General features: G+C 64.1%; 24 protein-coding genes and 1 tRNA gene. 8 read left to right on the top strand and 17 right to left on the bottom strand.

Annotated elements, in window-relative coordinates:
- Window positions 1–6: 6 nt before the first annotated feature.
- The 6 genes from EBN1_RS12225 to EBN1_RS12250 all read right to left on the bottom strand — a co-directional run bounded on the left by EBN1_RS12225 (window position 7) and on the right by EBN1_RS12250 (window position 5879).
- On the bottom strand, window positions 7–633 hold the full coding sequence (locus tag EBN1_RS12225; protein ID WP_011238271.1) for a DUF502 domain-containing protein: 627 nt from the start codon (window positions 631–633) through the stop codon (window positions 7–9).
- A gap of 15 nt (window positions 634–648) precedes the next feature.
- Complete coding sequence (locus EBN1_RS12230; RefSeq protein ID WP_011238272.1) at window positions 649–915, bottom strand: FmdB family zinc ribbon protein; 267 nt, start codon at window positions 913–915, stop codon at window positions 649–651.
- Window positions 916–1053: 138 nt separating this feature from the next.
- Window positions 1054–1905, bottom strand: coding sequence for a prepilin peptidase (locus tag EBN1_RS12235; RefSeq protein ID WP_011238273.1), 852 nt, complete (start codon window positions 1903–1905; stop codon window positions 1054–1056).
- 66 nt (window positions 1906–1971) lie between these two features.
- Window positions 1972–3207: a type II secretion system F family protein gene (locus EBN1_RS12240; RefSeq protein WP_011238274.1), complete on the bottom strand. Its 1236-nt coding sequence runs from the start codon at window positions 3205–3207 to the stop codon at window positions 1972–1974.
- 16 nt (window positions 3208–3223) lie between these two features.
- Window positions 3224–4939: a type IV-A pilus assembly ATPase PilB gene (gene pilB / locus EBN1_RS12245; protein WP_011238275.1), complete on the bottom strand. Its 1716-nt coding sequence runs from the start codon at window positions 4937–4939 to the stop codon at window positions 3224–3226.
- A gap of 115 nt (window positions 4940–5054) precedes the next feature.
- Window positions 5055–5879 (bottom strand): cytochrome C assembly family protein, encoded by an 825-nt coding sequence (locus tag EBN1_RS12250; RefSeq protein WP_011238276.1) that lies wholly within the window; start codon window positions 5877–5879, stop codon window positions 5055–5057.
- 42 nt (window positions 5880–5921) lie between these two features.
- Between EBN1_RS12250 and ffh the strand changes: the two genes are divergently transcribed.
- Genes ffh through gloA form a run of 5 tightly spaced genes read left to right on the top strand, consistent with a single transcriptional unit; the run spans window position 5922 to window position 9984 of the window.
- Complete coding sequence (gene ffh, locus EBN1_RS12255) at window positions 5922–7280, top strand: signal recognition particle protein (protein WP_011238277.1); 1359 nt, start codon at window positions 5922–5924, stop codon at window positions 7278–7280.
- A gap of 16 nt (window positions 7281–7296) precedes the next feature.
- Window positions 7297–8061 (top strand): EI24 domain-containing protein, encoded by a 765-nt coding sequence (locus EBN1_RS12260; RefSeq protein WP_011238278.1) that lies wholly within the window; start codon window positions 7297–7299, stop codon window positions 8059–8061.
- A gap of 10 nt (window positions 8062–8071) precedes the next feature.
- A complete protein-coding gene (locus EBN1_RS12265) occupies window positions 8072–8821 on the top strand; it encodes a competence/damage-inducible protein A (protein WP_041646293.1) in 750 nt (249 codons plus the stop codon).
- Entirely contained in the window at window positions 8818–9591 is a 774-nt protein-coding gene (locus EBN1_RS12270; protein ID WP_011238280.1) for a M48 family metallopeptidase, read from the top strand. Before EBN1_RS12265 ends, EBN1_RS12270 begins: the two co-directional genes overlap by 4 nt.
- A gap of 9 nt (window positions 9592–9600) precedes the next feature.
- Complete coding sequence (gloA, locus tag EBN1_RS12275) at window positions 9601–9984, top strand: lactoylglutathione lyase (RefSeq protein ID WP_011238281.1); 384 nt, start codon at window positions 9601–9603, stop codon at window positions 9982–9984.
- A 10-nt stretch (window positions 9985–9994) separates the two neighbouring features.
- On the opposite strand, the gene arsS is transcribed toward gloA, so the two are convergent.
- Window positions 9995–10993 carry an arsenosugar biosynthesis radical SAM (seleno)protein ArsS gene (gene arsS, locus EBN1_RS12280; protein WP_011238282.1) on the bottom strand — a complete coding sequence of 333 codons (999 nt, stop codon included), beginning with the start codon at window positions 10991–10993 and terminating at the stop codon, window positions 9995–9997.
- A 364-nt stretch (window positions 10994–11357) separates the two neighbouring features.
- On the opposite strand from arsS, the gene cfa reads away from it, so the two are divergent.
- Window positions 11358–12545, top strand: a complete 1188-nt coding sequence (cfa, locus tag EBN1_RS12285) for a cyclopropane fatty acyl phospholipid synthase (protein WP_011238284.1) — start codon at window positions 11358–11360, stop codon at window positions 12543–12545.
- A gap of 89 nt (window positions 12546–12634) precedes the next feature.
- On the opposite strand, the gene EBN1_RS12290 is transcribed toward cfa, so the two are convergent.
- The 5 genes from EBN1_RS12290 to rpsU form a co-directional block, all read right to left on the bottom strand.
- Window positions 12635–12710 (bottom strand) — tRNA-Ile (locus EBN1_RS12290).
- A gap of 44 nt (window positions 12711–12754) precedes the next feature.
- Window positions 12755–14746, bottom strand: coding sequence for an RNA polymerase sigma factor RpoD (rpoD, locus tag EBN1_RS12295; protein ID WP_011238285.1), 1992 nt, complete (start codon window positions 14744–14746; stop codon window positions 12755–12757).
- Between the two features lie 49 nt (window positions 14747–14795).
- The gene (gene dnaG, locus EBN1_RS12300; RefSeq protein WP_011238286.1) at window positions 14796–16625 is read right to left on the bottom strand and encodes a DNA primase; all 1830 of its coding nucleotides are present in this window, start codon (window positions 16623–16625) and stop codon (window positions 14796–14798) included.
- A gap of 37 nt (window positions 16626–16662) precedes the next feature.
- Window positions 16663–17109 (bottom strand): GatB/YqeY domain-containing protein, encoded by a 447-nt coding sequence (locus EBN1_RS12305; RefSeq protein ID WP_011238287.1) that lies wholly within the window; start codon window positions 17107–17109, stop codon window positions 16663–16665.
- A 94-nt stretch (window positions 17110–17203) separates the two neighbouring features.
- Entirely contained in the window at window positions 17204–17416 is a 213-nt protein-coding gene (gene rpsU, locus EBN1_RS12310) for a 30S ribosomal protein S21 (RefSeq protein WP_011238288.1), read from the bottom strand.
- 148 nt (window positions 17417–17564) lie between these two features.
- Between rpsU and tsaD the strand changes: the two genes are divergently transcribed.
- Window positions 17565–18593 carry a tRNA (adenosine(37)-N6)-threonylcarbamoyltransferase complex transferase subunit TsaD gene (tsaD, locus tag EBN1_RS12315; RefSeq protein WP_011238289.1) on the top strand — a complete coding sequence of 343 codons (1029 nt, stop codon included), beginning with the start codon at window positions 17565–17567 and terminating at the stop codon, window positions 18591–18593.
- A gap of 58 nt (window positions 18594–18651) precedes the next feature.
- On the opposite strand, the gene plsY is transcribed toward tsaD, so the two are convergent.
- The gene (plsY, locus tag EBN1_RS12320; RefSeq protein ID WP_011238290.1) at window positions 18652–19245 is read right to left on the bottom strand and encodes a glycerol-3-phosphate 1-O-acyltransferase PlsY; all 594 of its coding nucleotides are present in this window, start codon (window positions 19243–19245) and stop codon (window positions 18652–18654) included.
- Window positions 19246–19286: 41 nt separating this feature from the next.
- Here plsY and EBN1_RS12325 point away from each other — a divergent pair, with 41 nt between their 5' ends.
- Window positions 19287–19664, top strand: a complete 378-nt coding sequence (locus EBN1_RS12325; protein ID WP_011238291.1) for a dihydroneopterin aldolase — start codon at window positions 19287–19289, stop codon at window positions 19662–19664.
- Window positions 19665–19708: 44 nt separating this feature from the next.
- Here EBN1_RS12325 and EBN1_RS12330 read toward each other — a convergent pair whose 3' ends face one another.
- From EBN1_RS12330 to EBN1_RS12345, 4 genes are all read right to left on the bottom strand, one after another.
- Window positions 19709–20077: an H-NS histone family protein gene (locus EBN1_RS12330; RefSeq protein ID WP_041646295.1), complete on the bottom strand. Its 369-nt coding sequence runs from the start codon at window positions 20075–20077 to the stop codon at window positions 19709–19711.
- A gap of 136 nt (window positions 20078–20213) precedes the next feature.
- Window positions 20214–20702 (bottom strand): Cys-tRNA(Pro) deacylase, encoded by a 489-nt coding sequence (gene ybaK / locus EBN1_RS12335; protein WP_011238293.1) that lies wholly within the window; start codon window positions 20700–20702, stop codon window positions 20214–20216.
- Complete coding sequence (locus tag EBN1_RS12340; protein ID WP_011238294.1) at window positions 20699–21193, bottom strand: methylated-DNA--[protein]-cysteine S-methyltransferase; 495 nt, start codon at window positions 21191–21193, stop codon at window positions 20699–20701. Before EBN1_RS12340 ends, ybaK begins: the two co-directional genes overlap by 4 nt.
- Window positions 21194–21361: 168 nt before the next feature.
- Entirely contained in the window at window positions 21362–22639 is a 1278-nt protein-coding gene (locus tag EBN1_RS12345) for a glutamate-5-semialdehyde dehydrogenase (RefSeq protein WP_011238295.1), read from the bottom strand.
- Window positions 22640–22660: the final 21 nt, after the last annotated feature.

The following is a 22660-nucleotide window of genomic DNA, read 5'->3' on the forward strand; positions in this document are numbered from 1 at the left end:
GCGGGGTTACTCACTGAGCAGGGCAGGACGGGGGCGTGCGCTGCGCACGGCTGGCGCAACCACCCCCATCGAAATGATGTACTTGAGGGCTTCATCGACGCTCATGTCGAGTTCGATGACGTCTTCCTTCGGCATCATCAGAAAGAAACCGGAGGTGGGATTCGGCGTCGTCGGCACATAGACGCTGACGTGGTCGCCTTTCAGGTGATTGGCGGCATCCCCGCCCGGCGCGCCGGTGAGAAAGGCGATCGTCCACGATCCGTGGCGCGGGTACTGCACCAGCAGCGCTTTGCGAAAAGCCTGGCCGGTGCTGGAAAAGAGGGTGTCGGAGACCTGCTTGACCCCGTAGTACAGCGACTTCACGACCGGAATGCGGGCGAGCAGCGCTTCCCAGTAGCGCACGAGCTTCTGGCCGATCACGTTCGCCGCGACCAGGCCTGTCGCAAGCACGATCAGCAGCCCGACCACGAGGCCTGCGCCCGGAATGTTGAAGCCGAGCGCGTGGCGTGGCTGCAGGCCATCCGGCAGCCACTCGATGATCTGGTCGAGCGTGCCGACGATCCACGCCAGCACCATGAAGGTGATCGACAGCGGGATCCAGATCAGCAATCCGGTGATGAAGTATTTCTTCACGCGCCGCGGCCGTGCTCAGCCGGCGTGACAGGCACACGCCCCGCCACAGCCGCCGGCAGGAGCGCTTGCGGTTTCGGCTGGCCGGGGCGCCGGTGTGCCGCTGCCCTTGAAGTCGGTGGCATACCAGCCGGTCCCCTTGAGCTGGAAGCCCGCGGCCGAAACCTGCTTGACGTAGGTGCCCTGACTGCAGCTCGGGCAGGAAGTGAGCGGTTCGTCGCTCATCTTCTGAAGATGTTCCTTCTGGAACCCGCAACTGTCACAACGATATTCGTAAATGGGCATGGCAACCTCCGGAAAGCAAGCGCGTAAGTCTAACGCAACGCATCATGGGCGAGAAGTGAGCGACAGCGGGACTCGGCCCGCTGTCGCTCCGTAGATGAGGGCGAGGCTGTCCGTTTCAAGCTCGCGGGAGCCGGTCGGTCACAGGCTGCCGAGGTACAACTGCGTGAGCGGCTCGCCCCAGAACAGCGCCAGCACGCCGGCAGCGGCGAGATAGGGGCCGAACGGAATCGGCACGTCCCGGCCGTGCCGGGCGAAAACGATCAGGCCGAGGCCGGTGACCGCGCCGACGAGCGACGAGAACAGGATCGTCAAGGGCAGCATCTGCCATCCGAGCCACGCCCCGATCGCGGCGAGCAGCTTGAAATCGCCGTAGCCCATGCCTTCCTTGCCGGTGGCGAGCTTGAACAGCCAGTACACTGCCCACAGCGCGAGGTAACCGGCGATCGCGCCGACGACGGCCTGCGGGAGCTCGCTGTACGTGCCATCGAGATTGAAAAGCAGGCCGAGCCACAGCAGCGGGAGGGTAAGGCTGTCGGGCAGCAGCTGGGTGTCGAGATCGATGAACGCGAGCGCGACCATTGTCCACAGGAAAAGCATTGCGCCGGCGGCCGCGAGGCCGAAGCCGAAGTGCCACGCAGCGTAGCCCGAGAGCACAGCGGTGAGCATTTCGACGGTCGGGTAGCGGCGGCCAATGGGCGCGCTGCAGTGACGGCATCGCCCGCGCAGGACAAGATAGCTGATGACCGGGATGTTCTCGAACGCGGTGATCATGTGGCCGCAGTGCGGGCAGCGCGAGCGCGGCACCGCCAGATTGTAGGTTTCCTGCTCGGGGAGCGATTCGCCGCGCAGCTCGGCAGCCTGGGCGTGCCATTCGCGCTCCATCATGCGCGGCAACCGGTGGATGACGACGTTCAGGAAGCTGCCGACGAAAAGGCCGACGAACGTCGCGAGCGCGGTGAACAGGAGAAGGTCGTGAAAGAGGTCGGGCATCGGGAGGCTTGATTGAATCCATCCGGCGGCGCTGCGCAAGCGCCGGGCCGGGCAGGAGGAAAAACTTCAGACGACCTGGCCGAGCTTGAAGATCGGCAGGTACATCGCGACGACGAGACCACCGATGACCACGCCGAGAAACACCATGATGATCGGCTCGAGCAGCGTGGACAGCCCGGCCACGGCGTCGTCGACTTCCTGTTCGAAGAAGTCCGCGACTTTGCCGAGCATCGAGTCGAGCTGCCCGGATTCCTCGCCGATCGACACCATCTGCACGACCATGCTCGGGAATACCGTCGCATTCTGCATCGCGACCGTGAGGCTGGTGCCGGTGCTGACCTCGGTCTGGATCTGGCGCGTCGCCGTGACGTAGACGTGGTTGCCCGACGCGCCGCCGACCGAGTCGAGCGCTTCGACGAGCGGCACGCCGGCAGCGAACATCGTCGCCAGCGTGCGTGTCCAGCGCGCGATCGTCGCCTTGCGGATAATGTCGCCGACCACCGGCAGCTGCAGCACCGCGCGGTCGACGGCGATCTGCATCGCGTCCGAGCGTTTGTACATCGCACCGATGCCGATCACCGTTGCCGCGATGATGCCGAAGAGGATGTACCAGTACGCGACGAAGGCGTCCGAGATGGCGATGACCATCAGCGTCGGCGCGGGCAGGTCGGCGCCGAAGCTGGTGAACACTTTCTTGAACTCGGGCACGACGAACAGCATGATCACGGTGACAACGATCGCTGCGACGACGACGACCGCGATCGGGTAGAACATCGCCGACTTGATCTTGCCCTTGATCGCGAGAACCTTTTCCTTGTAGGTCGCGATGCGGTCCAGCAGGCCGTCAAGAATTCCCGCCTGCTCGCCGGCAGCGACGAGATTGCAGAACAGCTTGTCGAAATAGAGCGGATGCCTGGCGAACGCCTGGGACAGGCTCGAGCCGGTCTCGACGTCGGTGCGCACCTCGTTCAACAGCCGTGCGAGGCTCGGATTGCCGGAACCCTTGATGCCGATGTCGAAGGCCTGCAGCAGCGGCACGCCGGATTTCATCATCGTCGCGAGCTGGCGGGTGAAGAGCGCGATGTCCTTGTCGGTGATCTTGTGACCGCGCGACATTTTCTGCTTTCTGACCTTGCTCACCAGCACGCCCTGGCGGCGCAGTGTCGCCTGCACGAGCGACGGCCCGCCCGCGCGCATTTCCCCGCGCACGAGCTTGCCGTTCTTGTCCTTGCCTTCCCAGCTGTAGAGCGTTTCCCTGGAGCGCGCAGGGACTGCGCGTCCGGCTCGCGTTGTCGTCGCCATGAGGCTTGTGTGTTCCCTATTCGTTGGTTGAAGCGAGGACTTCTTCGAGCGATGTGACGCCCTGCCTGACTTTCAGCAGTCCGGACTGGCGCAGATCCTTGACGCCTTCGCGCTGGGCCTGCGCAGCGATGTCCATCGAGTTGCCGTTGGTCATGATGATGTGCGCGATCTCGTCGGTGATCGGCATGACCTGGTAGATCCCGAGCCGCCCCTTGTAGCCGCTGCCCTTGCAGCGCTCGCAGCCGACCGGGCCATAGGGCTGCCAGCTGCCGTCGAGCTCGTCGGCGGGAAACCCCGCCTGCAGCAGCGCTTCGATCGGGATGTCGACCGGCTGCTTGCACGTGCACAGGCGCCGCGCCAGCCGTTGCGCCGTGATCAGGATCACCGACGAGGCGATGTTGAAAGGCGCTACGCCCATGTTCTTCAGGCGCTCGAGCGTCGTCGGGGCGTCGTTGGTATGCAGCGTCGACAGCACCAGGTGGCCGGTCTGCGCGGCCTTGATCGAAATCTCGGCGGTTTCGAGGTCGCGGATTTCGCCGACCATGATGATGTCCGGATCCTGGCGCAGAAAGGCCCGCAGCGATGCGGCGAAAGTCAGCCCGGCCTTGTCGTTGACGTTGACCTGGTTGATCCCGGACAAGTTGATTTCGGCCGGGTCTTCGGCCGTGGAGATATTCACGCCGGCTTTGTTGAGCAGGTTCAGGCAGGTATAGAGCGACACGGTCTTGCCGGAACCGGTCGGTCCGGTCACGAGGATCATTCCGTAGGGCCGTTCGATCGCGTCGAGCAGGATCTTCTTCTGTTCCGGTTCGTAGCCCAGCGCATCGACGCCGAGCATTGCCGACGAAGCGTCGAGAATCCGCATCACGATCTTTTCGCCATGCAGCGTCGGCAGCGACGAGACACGAAAGTCGATCGACTTGTTCTTCGACAGCACCAGCTTCATCCGCCCGTCCTGGGGGACGCGCTTTTCCGAGATGTCGAGGCGCGAGATGACCTTGATCCGGGCGGCGATCTTCTCCTTCAGGATCAGCGGCGGCTGGGCGATTTCGCGCAGCACGCCGTCGGTGCGCACGCGGATGCGGTAATACTTCTCGTACGGCTCGAAGTGGATATCCGAAGCGCCTTCGTTGATCGCGTCGATCAGCACTTTCTGGATGAACTTGACGACCGGCGCGTCATCGACTTCCTGCGTGTCCTCGCTCGGGGCGTCACCGGGACCTTCCTGCTGCTGCAGGAGATCCATGTCGAACTCCTCCCCCGTGAGCTCCCGCAGCGTCTGTTCGGCGGTTTCGGCCAGGGACTCGACCAGACGCGCGAGCCGGTCCGCTTCGACGACGACGAGGTCCACCTGGAGACCGGTCTGGAAACGGATCTCGTCGAGCGCGCGCATGTTCGACGGATCGGCGGCAGCGACCGTCAGCCGGTTCTGCCGCTTGCCGAGCGCGACGACCTGGTGCTTGCTCATCAGCTTGCGGTCGATCGCGTCGCGCGCAATGCTCGTGCTGTCGATAGCCGAGATGTCGAGCAGCGGGTAGCCGAACGTTTCGGCGGCGAACCAGGCGACCGCCTGGTTCGTCATCAGTTTGCGATGGGCAAGCTCGAGGATGAATCCGTTCGGCGCGCTGGCAGCGCCTGTCGTGCACGACATGGCGTCGGTTTCGGACAACCGGCCGTGCTGGATCATCGCTCGTGCGAGGCCGCTCAGCGCGGCCTGGGGATTCGCTGCCATGTACCGCTCTTAACTGACGGACGCTCGATGTTGCATGCCGGTCAGCTTCTTGTAAAGATTTGCAACGTCAGGCGGACGGCGGGAGCGGAGATGCGGTGGTGCCGTGGCAGTGAGTTCAATTTGCGCGGCCGAGGAGAACCTCGAGGACGAAACGGCTGCCGACGTAGGCCAGCACCAGCATGAAGAAGCCCGCGAGAGTCCAGCGCAGCGCGACGCGGCCGCGCCAGCCACGTACCCAGCGCCCGACGAGCAGCGCGCCGAACAGCAGCCACGAGATGATCGCGAAAACCGTCTTGTGGTCGAGCCGGAAAGGCTGACCGAACAGGGCTTCGGAGAACACCACTCCCGAACTGACCGTCAGCGTCAGCAGGATGAAGGCGATGCCGATCAGGCGGAACAGCAGCGTTTCCATCGTCAAGAGCGGCGGGAGGTTGGAGAGCGTGCGCGTCAGGCGACCGCTATGCAGCTGCCGCTCCGCGACTGCCATCAGCGTCGCGTGCAGCGCCGCGAGCGTGAACAGGCTGTAGGCGAGCATCGAGATGATGAAGTGCGCTCGAAACATGGCCGAGCCGGCGTTGGCAAGGACGTGCTCGCCGGGGAAAAGCAGCGCCAGCAAGCTGCCGGCAAACCCAGCCGCGATGACCATCGCATGGAGTCCGTGGAGGCGGGCATAAAATGTTTCGACCCAGTAGAAGCAGATCGCGAGCCACACGACCAGCGACACGGCCAGCCCGAATCCGAAATGCATCGCCTCGCCGGGGAACAGCGCTCCACGCAGTGCCAGGCCGTGGGCCGCCAGCGCACCCAGCAGGATGACGCGCTCCGCCCTCGACATGCCTTCCCGGGGTTTTGCCGGCGGCATCTGCTGGCGGCGCCACAGCCAGATGCCGAGGATCGCGTACAGCGAGGCGGCCAGTAGATGAAGTAGAATCGTCTGCATAGATTTTCATAGTTTACTCCATGGGCGAGGGCCCCAGCCAACATGCTCGACAATCTCACTCAGCGTCTGTCCCGGGTCGTCAAGACCCTGCGCGGGCAAGCCCGGCTCACCGAGGACAACATCCAGGAAGCGATGCGCGAAGTCCGTCTCGCGCTGCTCGAAGCGGATGTCGCGCTGCCGGTGGTCAAGGATTTCGTCGCCCGCGTCCGCGAAAAGGCGGTGGGCCAGGAAGTCATCGGCTCCCTCACGCCGGGCCAGGCGCTGGTCGGCGTCGTTCATGACGAACTCAAGACGCTGATGGGCGGCGCCCATGTCGGGCTGAACCTCGCGACCCAGCCTCCGGCAGTGGTCCTGATGGCCGGCCTGCAGGGCGCCGGCAAGACCACCACCACCGGCAAGCTCGGCAAGCTGCTGCACGAGCGGATGAAGAAAAAAGTGCTGGCGGTCTCGGCCGACGTGTACCGCCCCGCGGCGATCGAGCAGTTGAAAGCGGTGTCGGCGCAAGCGGGAATCGACTTCTTCCCGTCGACTCCCGACCAGAAGCCGGTCGATATCGCGCTCGCCGCGATCGATCACGCGCGCCGCCATTATTACGATGTGGTGCTGCTCGACACCGCCGGCCGCCTGGCGATCGACGCGGCGATGATGGACGAGATCAAGGCGCTGCACGCGGCCGCCAAGCCGATCGAGACGCTGTTCGTCGTCGATGCGATGCTCGGCCAGGACGCGGTGAATACCGCCCGCGCGTTCAACGAGGCCTTGCCGCTGACCGGCGTCGTGCTGACGAAGCTCGACGGCGATGCGCGTGGCGGCGCTGCGCTGTCGGTGCGGCACGTCACCGGGAAACCGCTGAAGTTCGCCGGCGTCGGCGAGAAGCTCAGCGGGCTCGAGGAGTTTCATCCCGAGCGGATGGCGAGCCGCATTCTCGGCATGGGCGACATCCTCGGTCTCGTCGAGGACGCGCGTCGCGGCGTCGACGAGGACAAGGCGCGCGCCTTCGCGCAGAAGCTCAAGACGGGCAAGGGCTTCGATCTGAACGACTTCAAGGAGCAGATCGCGCAGATGCGCAAGATGGGCGGCCTGTCGTCGATGATGGAAAAACTGCCCGCACAGTTTGCCCAGGCCGCCGGCAAGCTGCAGGGCGGGGGCGAGGAAAAGGCGATCGGCCGCATCGAAGGCATCATCAACTCGATGACGGCGGCCGAACGCGCGAAGCCGGAAATCCTCAAGGCGAGCCGCAAGCGGCGAATTGCCGCGGGCTCCGGGGTCACGGTCCAGGAAGTCAACCGCCTGCTGAACCAGTTCGAGCAGACACAGAAGATGATGAAGCAATTCTCCAAGGGGGGCATGCAGAAGATGATGCGAGGCATGAAAGGCATGCTGCCGGGCATGATGCGGTGAACCTGCGAGTCGCACAATGAGCGAAATCCTGATTGCCTTCGGCCGTGCGCTGCGCAGCCTCACCCGCCGCGGCGTGTTGGTGCACCTGCTGTGGCCGAGCGTCGTCGCGCTGCTGCTGTGGATCGGGGCCGCGGTCTTCCTGTGGACACCGGTGGTCGAAGGCATCATGGCGTGGATCGACAGCTGGGCGTTCGCGCGCGACTGGCTGACCGGCTCCGAAATCGGTGCTGCGACGGTGCTGACCCTGGTGAAGATCGCCCTGGTCCTCGCGTTGCTGCCGCTGGTCTATGTGACGGCCGCGCTGCTGGTCGCGGTGTTTGCCTTGCCGATGATCCTCGAGCGTGTGGCGACGCGGGATTACGCCGATCTCGAGCGGCGAAAAGGCGGCTCGAACCTGGGCAGCGCGTGGAATGCGCTGGTCGCCGGCTTGCTGTTCCTGCTCGGCCTGCTTGTTTCGTTGCCGTTCTGGCTGATCCCCGGCGTCGGTATCGTGGTTTCGCTGGTGCTGACCGCGTGGCTCAACCAGCGCGCGTTCGGTTACGACGCGCTGATGCTGCACGCCGACCGCGAGGAACTGGCGCGACTGCCGCGGGTGCTGCGCCCGCCGATGCTGCTGCTCGGCGGCGGCTGCGCGCTGCTGGCGTATGTGCCGCTGGTGAACCTGCTGGCGCCGGCGTTCTGCGGCCTGGCTTTCGTGCATTTCATGCTCGAATCCTTGCGCCGCGAACGCATCGCCCGCGGCGTCACGGTGCTCGACGCGCTGCCCGGCGCTCCGTCATAGGGAGTCCGTGATGGTTTTCGGCGCAGTCATCATCGGGGACGAGATCCTGTCCGGGCGACGGGCCGACAAGCATCTGCCCAGGCTCATCGAACTGCTGGGCGTTCGCGGGCTCAAGCTCGGGTGGGCGCGGTATGTCGGCGACGACGCGCTGCGCCTCGTCGAGACGTTGCGCCAGACTTTCGCGAGCGGCGACATCGTGTTCAGCTTCGGCGGCATCGGCGCGACGCCGGATGATCGCACACGGCAATCGGCCGCAACGGCCCTGGGGGTGGAGCTGGCGTTGCATCCGCAAGCCGAAGCGCTGATACGCGAGCGGTTCGGCAACGAGATCAACGCGCACCGGCTGCGGATGGGAATGTTTCCCATCGGGGCTGAAATCGTGCCGAATGCCTATAACCGCATCCCGGGGTTTTCGATCCGGAGCCACTTTTTCATGCCTGGCTTTCCCGTCATGGCGTGGCCGATGGTCGAGTGGGTGCTCGATACGCAGTTTCATGCGCTGCACCACGCCAACGATTACGTTGAGGAAGCCATCACCGTATGGGACGCGTACGAAGGCCAGCTCATCGACCTGATGGAAAATGTCACGGCCCGCTATCCGGACGCGACACTGTTCAGCCTGCCGACGGTTGCCGCCCCGGGCGAGCGACGTTCGATCGAGCTCGGTATGAAAGGTGCTGCCGCGTACGTCGCCGCGGCGATGGCGCAGATCCGGCTGGAAGTGGCGGCGCGGGGCTACGAGTGGCAGGACAAGCGTTGAAACCATCGGCGCGCCGTCCAGCCGCGACCGAAGAACGGCGCGTGATCCAGCTCGCGGGGCAGGACGTGCCTTATGTGCTGCGCCGCTCGGTGCGCCGCACCTTCGCACTCCAAATCGATCATCGCGGCGTCAAAGTGGCGGTGCCCCGGCCGGCGCGCGAGGCGGATGTCGAGCGTTTCATCACCGGGCACCAGGACTGGCTGCTCGGCAAGCTGGCGGCCCGTCAGGCCCGGTCGGGGCCACTGCCGTTCGAGCCGGTCGATGGCGCGTGCCTGCCGATTCTGGGCGAAAACTGCCGCCTGCGCGTCAGCGAACCGGCGCGCTCGTCGCATTGGCGACAAAGTCCCGATGGCACGGAAGAACTCGTCCTCGGAAAGACGCTCGATCCGCGCGGCGCGACCATTCGCGCGTTGCGCAAGCGTGCGCTGCCCTGGTTTGCCGAGCGCGTGGCCGCCTATTGTCTCAGGCTGGGGCGCAGCACGCCGCCCGTCCGGCTATCGTCGGCGAGAACGCGCTGGGGCAGCTGCAGTTCGGTCAGCGGCATTCGCCTGCACTGGCGGTTGATCCATCTGCCTCCCGAACTCATCGACTACGTCGTCGCCCACGAGGTGGCGCATCTGGTCGAAATGAATCACTCGCCGCGATTCTGGGCCGTGGTCGCGCAGCTTTATCCGGACTGGAAAACCGCCCGCACCCGGCTGCGGGCGGCCGGACGAACGCTGCCTCTCATCGAGCCCGGAAGCGGTGACGAACCCCTGAACGAAGACTGAGGACTGCTGATGCGAATTCTTCACACAATGCTGCGAGTGGGCGATCTGGACCGTTCGATCGCTTTCTATACCGAAGTTCTCGGCATGCGCCTGCTGCGGCGCCAGGACTATCCGGAAGGAAAATTCACGCTCGCGTTCGTCGGTTACGGGGATGAGGCCGACAACGCGGTGATCGAGCTCACGTACAACTGGGAGGTATCGTCCTATGACCTCGGCAACGGCTTCGGCCACATCGCGCTGGCTGTCCCGGATGCCCGGCGGGCCTGCGACGATATTCGTGCCCGCGGCGGCAAAGTCGTGCGCGAGGCCGGCCCGATGAAGCATGGCAATACGGTGATCGCTTTCGTCGAGGATCCGGACGGCTACAAGATCGAACTGATCGAGCGCAGCTGAACTGCCCGCCTCAGCCGCTGCGGCGAACTGCCGCCACCGTTTCCTCGTCGAGCGCTCCGCCGCAACTCGAACCCTGTCCGGCCGTGCACCCGTAGCAGTGGTCGGCCACGCGGATCGGTCGTCCTGCAAGGGCGGCCGCCGTGGCGGATGTGACGTGCAGCCGATTGTCCGTGCTACCGGCAATCGGCAGCCCCAGTTGCTGATTGAAGTCGCAGTCGTACAGGTAACCCTGCCAGTCGACGCTCAACAGCGTGCGGCACATCACGTGAGCGAGGTTTTCGTCGTGATGTGCGTCACGCAGCGTGCGCATGTACGTGTTGAAGTGGCCTTTCGAGATCAACTGGCTGCCGAAACGCTGGATCGGCATGTTGGCCAGCGTGAAGAGTTGGTTGAAAAATATCCCGAAACGCTCGCCGAGATGCCGCCTGTACGAGGCTTCCAGGTCGGCCTGGGGCGGGGGCAGACTTGCGCCCTGCGGGTTGTAGACGAGGTTCAGGACTAAGCTGCTACCGACCGCTCCATATCCCAGCCGATTGAGTCGGACGAGACCGCGCAGGCTCGCATCGAACACGCCCTTGCCGCGCTGCCGATCGACGTTGTCCTCGAGATAGCAGGGCAGCGAGGCCACGACTTCGACGCGGTGAGCGGCGAGAAAGTCAGCCAGGTCTTCGCAACCCGGCTCTTCGAGGACGGTGAGATTGCAGCGATCGATGACGTGCAGGCCACGTGCGCGCGCGGCGGCGACGAGGCGCCGGAACTGCGGATTCAGTTCCGGTGCGCCACCGGTCAGGTCGATGGTCTTGATGTCGGGGCTCGCCGCCGCAAAAGCGAGGACGGCGTCGACGGTTGCAGCAGTCATCGCCTCCTTGCGGCTCGGGCCGGCATTGACATGGCAATGTACGCAGCTCTGGTTGCAGCGGTAGCCGAGGTTCACCTGCAGAGTCTCGACTGCCCTGCGTTTCAGCGGCGGGAAATCGGTGCGGGCCAGAAAGGGCAGGGTGGCATGCATGGTTCAGCGTGTGGTCGTTCTGCAGGAAGCGGCTGCGAGGGCAGATACCGCTGCGGCGAGGTTCGTTGGGTCGAGGTGTTGCCGGATCCGATCGACTCCTCCTTGTCTTCGTCGCGCAACCGGATCCGGTTTCAAGTTTCCTTCACTGCGGCTCCGCACGCAATGGCATTTCACTTCGATTGACCGGAACGGACTCGGCAGCGATCGGCAGTTGAAGAAGTGGAAGCTTTCGACCATCCTGAAGAGGTCGGCCGCCATGCGCTTCTCCCGATGAATGCATTGGCGGAACTCTTCCACCGTCCGGTAGTGTCCACGCTTGCAGCATGCGTGACACGTAACGGAGCGCAAGTTACAGGAAGCCTCCATGTCCGACCCGACATCCAGCGAGCGCCGTGAACATAATGTCAGCGAGGAATCCCGCCTCCACCAGATGCTGGTGGAACTGCTGGAGAAAGCTGACGTACGCATCGGCGGCGATCGTCCGTGGGATATCCGCGTATTCGACGGAAAGGTTCCCGAGCGGGTTTTTTCGATGGGCAACGTGGGTCTCGGCGAGGCCTACATGGATGGCCACTGGGAAGCCGACCGGCTCGACGAGTTCTTCAGCCATATTCTGCGCGCCCATCTGGACCGGAAAGTGCAACCGCTGCGCTTGGCGTTCCATGGACTGCGCGCACGCCTGCTCAACCGGCAAAGCCTGAAGCGGGCCTGGCGAGTGGGCGAGGCGCATTACGATCTGGGCAACGATTTCTACGCGGCGATGCTTGATCCCCGCATGACATACAGTTGCGCCTACTGGGAGGGTGCGAGCGACCTCGCGCAGGCGCAGGAAGCCAAGCTCGACCTCATCTGCCGCAAGCTCGGCCTCGAACCTGGCATGCGGCTGCTCGACATCGGCTGTGGCTGGGGGAGTCTGATGGGGTATGCGGCGGAGCGCTACGGAGTCGAGTGCGTCGGGATCACGATATCGAAGGAGCAGGCCGCATGGGCGCAGCAGCGCTACGCTGGCCTGCCGCTGGAGTTTCGCCTGCAGGACTACCGGTCGGTCGACGAGCGCTTCGACCGCATCGCCAGCGTCGGCATGTTCGAGCATGTCGGACGCAAGAATTACCGCATTTTCATGGAAGTTGCGCGCCGTTGTCTCACTGACGACGGATTGTTCCTGCTTCACTCGATCGGCAAGAACCAGCGCGACCTGGTTTCCGACGCCTGGGTGGACAAATACATTTTCCCCAACGGCGAGCTTCCGTCGGTCGGCCAGATCGGCGACGCGGTCGACGATCTCTTCGTCGTCGAGGACCTGCACAGCTTCGGTGCTGACTATGACAGAACGCTCATGGTCTGGTATGACAACTTCGAAGCCGCGTGGCCGCGCTTCAGGGACCGGCTCGGCGAGCGCTTCCGCCGCATGTGGCGTTACTACCTCCTGTCCTTCGCCGGCGCATTCCGTGCCCGCGACATACAGCTGTGGCAGTGGGTATTTTCGCCGGAAGGCGTCCCCGGAGGATACCGGCGCCCCGGTACCAAGACGGTGGCAAGGGACGGCGCCTGAAAACCGGGAAAATGCATCGAAGCGCGGATCCGCGATGGGCGAAAGCACAACGCCAACCCCGAAGGATTGGCGCAAGTGCCTGATTCTCATGGTGGGCCCAGCAGGACTCGAACCTGCAACCAAAGGATTATGAGTCCTCTGCTCTAACCATTGAGCTATGGGCCCGGAAAGGGGTGCCCGTCACGGGGACGGGCGAGGGAGGAGGAAGATTAGGCGTCGCTGTCGAGGAAACTGCGCAGCCGTTCGGAACGGCTCGGGTGGCGGAGCTTGCGCAGTGCCTTGGCTTCGATCTGGCGGATGCGTTCGCGGGTGACGTCGAACTGCTTGCCGACTTCCTCGAGGGTGTGATCGGTGTTCATTTCGATGCCGAAGCGCATGCGCAGCACTTTCGCTTCGCGTGCAGTGAGCGAGTCGAGTACTTCGCCCGTGGCGTCGCGCAGGCTCGAGTACATCGCGGCGTCCGCCGGTGCGAGGGTGGCCTGATCCTCGATGAAGTCGCCCAGATGCGAATCGTCGTCGTCGCCGATCGGTGTTTCCATCGAGATCGGTTCCTTGGAGATTTTCATGATCTTGCGGATCTTCTCCTCGGGCATCTCCATCTTCTCGGCGAGCGTCGCCGGATCGGGTTCCTGGCCGGTTTCCTGCAAGATCTGGCGGCTGATCCGGTTCATCTTGTTGATCGTCTCGATCATGTGCACGGGGATGCGGATCGTGCGCGCCTGGTCCGCGATCGAGCGGGTGATGGCCTGCCGGATCCACCACGTCGCGTAGGTCGAGAATTTGTAGCCGCGGCGGTATTCGAACTTGTCCACGGCCTTCATCAGGCCGATGTTGCCTTCCTGGATCAGGTCGAGGAATTGCAGGCCGCGATTGGTGTATTTCTTGGCGATCGAAATCACGAGGCGCAGGTTCGCCTCGGTCATTTCGCGCTTCGCGCGGCGCATCTTCGCTTCGCCGGTGGACATCTGGCGGTTGATGTCCTTCAGTTCCTTCAGCGGGATGCCGATGCGCGTCTGCAAGTCGATCAGTTTCTGCTGTTCCTCGAGCACTGCCGGGTGCACCCGCATCAGGCCTTCGGCGTAGTTCTTGCCGGCGCCGATTTCGTCCTTCAGCCAGTCGAGATCGATCTCGCGGCCGGGAAACACCTTGATGAAGTGCTGGCGTGGCATGCCGGCGCGGTCGACACACAATTGCAGGATGTGGCGCTCGTGGCCGCGGACCTGTTCGACCATGTGGCGCACCGAGTCGCACAGCCGTTCGATCGCTTTCGCGGTGAAGCGGATATTCAGCAGTTCGCCGGAAATCTGTTGCTGCAGATCGAGATAGCTGCGGTCCTGAGATCCGACCGTTGCAAGCGCCGCCATCTTCCGCTCGTGCAGTTCGCGGATGATCGCGAAACGCACGAGCGCGTCGTTCTTCAGCTGCAACAGCGTTGCGGCGTTCGCTGCAGCTTCCTTGTCTTCGTCGCTTTCGTCGTCGTCGTCGCCGCCATCTTCGCTCTCGACTTCATCGTCGGCGGCCCTTTCGTCATCGGCCGTCTCGGCCGCTGACGCTTCGGCCGCCTGAGCCGCATTAGGATCGATGAGCCCATCGATCAGCTCGTCGATGCGCATCTCGTCACGAGCGACCTTGTCGGTGATCTCGAGCATTTCGGCGATCGTCGTCGGGCACGCGGAAATGGCCTGGACCATGTGACGCAGGCCGTCCTCGATCCGCTTCGCGATCTCGATTTCGCCTTCGCGGGTGAGCAGTTCGACCGTGCCCATTTCGCGCATGTACATGCGCACGGGGTCGGTCGTGCGGCCGAACTCGGAGTCGACCGACGACAATGCCTGTTCGGCCTCTTCTTCGGCGACGTCTTCGTCGACACTGCTCGGCACTGCGTCCGACATCAGCAGGTCTTCGGCAGCCGGAGCCTCGTCGAAGACGCGAATGCCCATGTTGTTGAAGGTCGCGATGATGCCTTCGATCTGCTCGGCGTCGGCGACATCATCAGGGAGATGGTCGCTGATCTCGGCGTAGGTGAGATAGCCGCGCTCCTTGCCGAGCGTGATCAGGGTCTTGAGGCGGGTGCGGCGAACCTCGGCGTCGAGAGGCGCCACTTGGGGACCTTCAGCTACCAACACTCCTTTGTCTTTGGCTCTGGAAGCTCGTCCCTTCGGGCTGTCCTTGCGCGAATCCTTGGTTTTTTCGCGGGCCATGGTACTCCTTGGTTCGGGCGGGAAATGAATTGGGTAACCAGCAATGTTACTAAAAATCTTGGACTTTGCCGAGATTGACGAGGTTCATTTTTTCGATTAGCAACGCTGCAAGCCGGTGCCGCTCGATCGACGACAGGCCGGATTCCCGCTCGCGGGCGGTCAGCCCGTCGATTTCACGGGCGATCGTGTCGGCGTGCAGCTTGCGCAGCGTGTCCTCGAAAAGCACCTCGACGACCGCCTCGTCGAACTCTGCGTCCACAAGCTCGCCCGCGGTTTTCGCCAGCGTTTCCCCGTGCGGGGTTTCCCTGAAGCGTTCGACCAGTGCGCCGAGTCCGACGTTCGCTGCGAGATCACCGGTGTTTGTGGCGTCGATGATTGCGACCAGCGCTTCGCCCTCTGCGTTCATTGTCGGGACGAGGTCGACCGGCAGTCGCGCTGCCAAGGCGGGGTGCTGGAGCACGAGCCGCAAGAGCGTGCCCACGGTCGAAGGCGGTTTGCGCCGGGGACGCATTCCCGGGGTCAATCGGCGCGGGGGGGCGGCGGCAGGGTGATGGTGTGGACCAGCGGCGGCGTGCTCGCCGGGCCGTTCGCGACCCTCTTCCGACAGCCCATACGCACGCTCGATTTCGCTCTGGCTGAACTGGCATGCTTCGGCGATCGACTTCACGATCTGCAGCCGCAGCATTGGCGCGGTGATCCGGGTGACGAGCGGTTTCGCTTCATGGACGAGTCGTGCGCGCCCTTCTGCAGTATCGAGCGCGCAATTCGACTGCAGTTCGCGCAGCAGGAAATTCGTCAGCGTCGTCGCGGCGCCAGCGGCCTGGCGGAACGCATCGGCACCGTGAGCGCGCACGAACGAATCGGGGTCGTGTTGCTCGGGCAAGAACAGAAAGGCGAGGGTGACGTCGTCGCGCAGGGCTTCGAGCGACGATTCGAGCGCCCGTCGAGCGGCCTTGCGCCCCGCTGCGTCGCCGTCGAAGCAGAACACGATGCGTTGGGACTGTCGCAGCAGCACATTGATGTGGTGCGTCGTTGTCGCAGTGCCGAGTGTCGCGACCGAATTGCCGATGCCGTGCTGGGCGAGCGCCACGACGTCCATGTAGCCTTCGACGACGATCGCATGGCCCGCATCACGGATCGATTTCTGCGCCTGGAGCAGCCCGTAGAGTTCGCGGCCTTTTTCGAACAGCGGGGTTTCCGGCGAGTTAAGGTACTTCGGTTCGCCGCTGTCCAGAACGCGCCCGCCGAACGCGATGACGCGCCCGCGCCGGTCCTGGATCGGGAACACGATCCGGTTGCGGAAGCGGTCGTAGCGTCGTCCGGCTTCATTCTCGATCACGAGTCCGGCTTCGAGCAGTGCCTTCGCATCGTAGTCGGGGAAGATGCTGCGCAGGCCCTGCCAGTCGTCGGGCGCATAGCCGATGCCGAAGCGCGCAGCGATTTCACCGCTGACGCCGCGTCTTTTGAGGTAGTCGATCGCCGCGGACGCCTGCCTGAGCTGGTCGCGGTAGTGTCGCGCCGCGACGGTCATCGCCTCGATCAGCGCTGCGTGCGCGGGGTTCTTGTCGTTACGGGGATTCGGGCCGCGTTCCTGCGGGACCTGCAGGCCTGCCTGGGCGGCGAGTTCCTTGACTGCCTCGACGAACGGCAGCCCGCTGTATTCCATCAGGAATCCGACGGCACTGCCGTGGGCGCCACAGCCGAAGCAGTGGTAGAACTGCTTGGTCGGGCTGACCGAGAACGAGGGCGACTTCTCGCCGTGGAACGGGCAGCAGGCGAAGTAGTTGGCGCCGCCTTTTTTCAGCGGCAGGTGGCGCTCGATGACGTCGACGATGTCGACCCGGGCGAGCAGATCCTGAATGAACGACTGCGGAATCATGACCGGGCGCCTGCCCGCCCGCTGGGGCGGCAGGCAATCAGTTCGTCAGCCTCGCGCGCACCCGGCGCGACGCTTCAGTCATGTCGGCACGGCCCGCCAGGCGTGGCTTCAGCAGCGCCATCACGCGTCCCATGTCAGCAGGACCCGTGGCGCCGGATTCGCCGACGGCAGCGGCAATCGCCTCGTCGAGTTCGGCATCGGACAGCGGCTCGGGAAGATAGGCTGACAGCACCTCGATCTCGAAGCGCTCGCCGGCAGCCAGTTCGGGTCGATTTGCGGCTTCGTACTGGCTGGCTGCGTCGCGCCGTTGCTTGACCAGTTTTTCGACGGTGGCGGTGATCGCCGCATCGTCGAGTTCGACGCGCTCGTCGATCTCGCGCTGCTTGACTGCAGCGACCAGCAGACGGATCGCGGACAGGCGCGCGCTATCCTTTGCGCGCAGTGCCGCCTTCATGTCGTCCTGGATGCGTTCCTTGAGAGACATGATGTACTCCAGTTCGAAAATGCAAAAGCCACGCCGGGCACGAATCCTGTGACTCGTGCCCGGCGTGGTGCCGGCCGGCTGAACCGGTGACGGATCAGTACAGCTTCGGCGGCAGGGTCTGGCTACGCAGGCGCTTGTGGTTGCGCTTGACTGCGGCGGCCGACTTGCGCTTGCGTTCCGCGGTAGGCTTTTCGTAGAACTCGCGGGCGCGAAGCTCAGTCAGCAAACCGGTTTTTTCGATGGTGCGCTTGAAGCGGCGAATGGCGACTTCAAACGGCTCGTTTTCCTTGACGCGAATACCCGGCATTGCGAACGTCCTTGTGTGTCTTGTAGGCGGAAAAACGCGGATTATAACGACTGGCAGGCGCCAAGCCAAGCATAAACTTCGGCGGTGCATCACCGACGGGCCGTTAGAATAGGCGCCTTTGCGAACGTGCCGTCGAAATGGTGGGGTGATGAAAGTACTGGGAATCGAGACTTCGTGCGACGAAACGGGCGTGGCGATCTTCGACACGGCGGCCGGTTTGCTCGGGCATTGCGTCCACACGCAGATCGCGCTGCATGCCGCATACGGCGGCGTAGTCCCGGAGCTTGCGTCGCGCGATCACATCCGCCGCCTGCCGCTGCTGGTGAAGCAGACGCTGGATGCGGCTGGCTGCGAGCTGTCGCAACTCGATGCGATCGCCTACACGGCCGGCCCGGGACTTGCCGGTGCGCTGCTCGTCGGCGCGAGCTTCGCCGAGTCGCTGGGATTGGCGCTCGCTGTACCGGTTTTGCCCATTCATCATCTCGAAGGGCACCTGCTGTCCCCGCTGCTCGCCGCCGATCCGCCGGCGTTTCCGTTTGTCGCGTTGCTCGTGTCCGGCGGCCATACGCAGTTGATGAGGGTGACGGGAGTGGGGGAATACGCCCTGCTCGGAGAGTCGGTGGACGATGCGGCCGGAGAGGCATTCGACAAGACGGCGAAGCTCCTCGGGCTCGGCTATCCGGGCGGGCCGCAACTGGCCGCTTTGGCAGAGCGTGGACAAACGGGACGTTTCCGCCTGCCGCGTCCTATGCTGCGTTCGGGGGATCTTGATTTCAGCTTCAGCGGACTCAAGACGGCAGTCCTCAACGTCGTGTCGGCACCGACTTGGCGGGCCGAGGACGTGGCCGACCTGGCGGCGGACTTCCAGGCGGCAGTGGTCGAGGTGCTGTGCGCGAAGGCGCTGCGTGCGCTCGAGCAGACCGGGCTGGCCCGACTCGTCGTGGCCGGCGGGGTGGGAGCCAATCGCCACCTGCGCGAGCGACTCGATGCCTCGACGCGGCGCAAGGGCTGTCGGGTGTATTACCCGGAACCCGAACTGTGCACGGATAATGGCGCGATGATCGCATTCGCCGGCGCACTGCGTGCCGCTGCCGGGCAGCGCGGCGGCGAAACTCCGGCAGTGCGCGTGTTTCCTCGCTGGCCGTTGGCCGAACTGCATTCCCCCGTCCAGCCGTAAGCAAAAGGCGCCTCCGGCAGGCGCCAGGCGGCAGGTGCGCTGCGGACGCGCCGGGAGTTCAGCTCTTGCTTGCGCCAATCTTGCTTTCGGAGCCGTTCATCAGTTTTCGTATGTTCGGCGCGTGGCGCCACACCAGAATGCCGGCGATCAGCGCGAGCACGGCGACCGTCGGAGTGGCGCCCAGCAGAACGGCGCCGGAAATGGGCGTGATCACTGCAGCGGCCAGCGCCGCCGCCGAAGAATAGCGAGTGAGGACCGCCACCGCGAGCCATACGAAAAGCGCGCTGAGCGCGACCCAGGCATTGATTCCTGCAAGCACGCCCAGCGCGGTCGCAACGCCCTTGCCGCCGCGGAAGCGCAGGAACACGCTGAAGACATGGCCGAGAAACGCCGCCAACCCCGCCAACGCTGCTTCGACCGGGGAAAAACCCAGCTTCGCCGCGCCCCATACCGCGAGCCACCCCTTTGCGCAATCGCCGACCAAGGTCAGCAGCGCCGCAGCCTTGTTGCCGCTGCGCAGGACATTGGTTGCCCCGGGGTTGCCCGACCCGTAGCGGCGCGGGTCCGCAAGCCCGAACAGGCGGCTCGAAACGATGGCGAACGGTGTCGAGCCGAGTGCATACGCGGCGAGCAATAACAGGAGGAAATTCATTTTTTCACCTAGAATTGCCGGAATTCTAATCGGGAAACAACATGGATTTCATCTTCATCGAGGAGTTGCGGGTGCAGGCATGGGTGGGCATCTATCCCCGTGAAAAGGCGGCGCCCCAGCCGGTCGAGCTGAATCTGACTTTCGGCGTGCCGGATTCCGCGGCCGAAAATGACGACATTGCGGGGACGATCAACTACGCGGACGTGATCGAACGAATCCGGAAGGAATTGGCCGAGCGCCATTTCAATCTGATCGAGACGCTCGGAGAGTTCGTCGTGAAGCTGCTATTCGACGAATTCGGCGCACCGTGGGTCAAGATCCGCATCGCAAAGATCGGCGTGAAGAAAGGCGTGCGTCGCGTCGGTGTGTATATCCAGCGTGGACGCGAGGGGATTCCGCTCCCGGCCACCGCAATCTGAACGGAGGGGTCGTGACGCGCCCGTTCAACAGGCGCCACGACGGGTTATTTTTCGGCAGCGATCTCGAGTTCCGCGAGGGGCTTGTCCTGGGCAAGCCAGTCCACTACCCATTGCGGCTTCCTGCCGCGTCCGCTCCAGGTGATCGCAGGATTTTCCGGGTGACGATACTTGGCCGGAATCGGACTGTTTTTCTTCGTCGCGGGTTTGGCTTTCCGCGTGGCCGGGCTGCGCTTGTCGTCGCTCGCCGGGGCGCTGCCGATAAGGTCACTGAGCGACAGACCTTCGTCCGCCGCCATTTTCTGCATTTTCTTGATCAGTTCGCGGCGAGTGTTATCGCTGCGCCGGCGGATTTCCGTTTCCACCTTCGATTGCAGGCGTCGCAATTCAGTCAGCGACAAAGTGGGCAGGTCCATGATCTCTCCAGATATCGGGTTAGTTAGTTATGACGGCAATGGGTCGGGAATGAAATGCAAAAATCCATACTCATGGTCACTGCCAATTATTTTGCCATTAAATCCGGAGAATTAAAACGCTGTGGACGGGTGCGGGCTAGATTCCGGCGCTGACAAGCCGGGGTTGCAATACTCGCAGAATTTCCCGGGGAGATATCCCGAGCAGGAATCCTCGCCGGCCACCGTTGATATAGACGAGTGGAAGATCGACGATCGAGTTTTCCATGAATACCGGCAGGCGTTTTCGCGTGCCGAAAGGAGAAGTGCCGCCGACGAGATAACCTGAATGGCGATTTGCGACTTCCGGAGTGCAGGGCTCGATGCGTTTCCGGCCGGCTTGCCGTGCAAGTTCCTTCGTCGATACTTTTCGGTCGCCGTGCATCAATACGATCAACGGCGCGCCGCTTTCATCTTCCATTACCAGCGTCTTGACGATCGCATGTTCGTCGACGTCCAGTTCCCGGGCGGACACTTTTGTTCCGCCATGAGGTTCGTAGGCGTAGGAATGCGTGGTATAGGCCACGCGATGCTGCTTCAGGAAACGGGTGGCCGGCGTTTCCGGCGCGTGATGTTCGGTTCTGCTCACTGGTTTGCCTCGAAAGCGAGAAGCCAGTGCTTTGCGTCGATCAGGTAGCCTCCGGAGGCGCCGGCAAATCCGCCGATGCCGGTCGCGGACACGACGCGATGGCAGGGAATCACGAGGGGAAACGGGTTTGCCCGGCAGGCCTGGCCGACCGCTCGGGCGGCGCTGGCGAGCGCCTTCGAAAGATGTGCGTACTGCCGCGTCTCGCCGCGCGGGATTGCCGCGATCGCGTCCCATACTCGCCGCTGAAACAACGTGCCACGTGTCGCCAGGGGCAGGTCGAAGGGACGATCCGGGTCTTCCAGCCACGCATGGATCTGGATCACCGCGCGCTCGGCGAGTGCACAGTCAGGCGGTATTGCACGAGTGCCCGGGGGAAGGAAGACGAGCTCGTGAATGACGTTTCCCGCAACCCGGATGCCGAACGCGCCGAACGGCACGGCCAGGATTGCGGCGAAAGGGTCGCCGGATGAAGCGGTCGGGGGGAGGTTCATGGTCCGCGATGCAGTGTCGAGAGAGATTCAGGACCCGCGAGGCGGCCGCAGGCTTCCGGTTGTCGGGATCCTCGCCCGTGACGACGAGACGAGGTGCTCCCCGAGCGGTCGCAGGCGGCAGCCCTTCGGGACGCGCGCGCTGAAGGCGAGACGCGGCAGCTGGCCTTTTTAGCCGCGGATTTCTCCGTTGCCGAAGACGATCCATTTCTGGCTCGTCAGCCCATCGAGTCCCACCGGGCCGCGGGCGTGGATCTTGTCCGTCGAGATGCCGATTTCCGCCCCGAGGCCGTATTCGAAGCCGTCGGCGAAGCGCGTCGAAGCATTGACCATCACCGAGGACGAGTCCACCTCGCGCAGGAAGCGCATCGCGCTGGTGTAGTTTTCGGTGACGATCGCTTCGGTATGCCCTGAGCTGTAGGTGTTGATGTGCGCGATGGCCTCGTCGAGGTCGGCGACCACTTTCACCGCAATGACGGGCGCGAGATATTCCTCCGACCAGTCCTGCTCGCTCGCGGCGCGCAACTTGTCCGCAGCGATCCCGGCTGCGCGCAGGATTGCCAGCGATTGCTCGCAACCACGCATCTCGACGCCTTTCGTCGCGAGCATCCGGCCGATTTCCGGCAGCAGGCGCGGCGCGACCTCACGGGCGACGAGCAGTGATTCCGCCGTGTTGCAGGTGCCGTAGCGCTGCGTCTTGGCGTTTTCGACGATCGGCACGACTTTCGCCACATCGGCATCGCGGTCGATATAGACGTGGCAGTTGCCGTCGAGGTGCTTGATGACCGGCACCCGCGCTTCCTTCGAAATGCGTTCGATCAGGCCTTTGCCGCCGCGGGGAACGATGACGTCGACGAACTCGGGCATCGTGATGAGGTGGCCGACCGCGGCACGGTCGGTGGTCTCGACGACCTGCACCGAAGTTTCCGGCAACCCGGCAGCAGCGAGTCCTGTCCTGACGCACTGCGCGATCGCCTGGTTGCAGTGCAGCGCCTCCTTGCCGCCACGCAGGATCGCGGCGTTGCCGGACTTGAGGCACAGCGCCGCGGCGTCGGCGGTGACGTTGGGGCGCGCTTCGTAGATGATGCCGATGACACCGAGCGGCACGCGCATCTTGCCGACCTGGATGCCCGATGGGCGACGCTTGACATCGGTGATCTCGCCGATCGGGTCGGGCAGTCCTGCGACCTGTTCGAGCCCTTCGGCCATCGCCTCGATGCCCTTGGCGGTCAGGGTGAGGCGATCGATCAGCGCCGCTTCGAGTCCCGCGGCGCGCGCCTCGTCGAGGTCGCGTGCGTTCGCCGCGAGCAGTTCCCCGGTCTGTTCCCGAATGGCCGCGGCCATCGCGACGAGTGCGGCGTTCTTGTCTGCCGTCGAAGCGGTCGCGAGCACGCGCGAGGCGGCACGTGCCTGGCGGCCCAGAGTCTGCATGTAGTCGTGGATGTCCATCGGATTCTCGATGTTGCCGTG

Origin of the sequence: Aromatoleum aromaticum EbN1 (assembly GCF_000025965.1) — a bacterium.
GTDB classification, from domain to species: domain Bacteria; phylum Pseudomonadota; class Gammaproteobacteria; order Burkholderiales; family Rhodocyclaceae; genus Aromatoleum; species Aromatoleum aromaticum.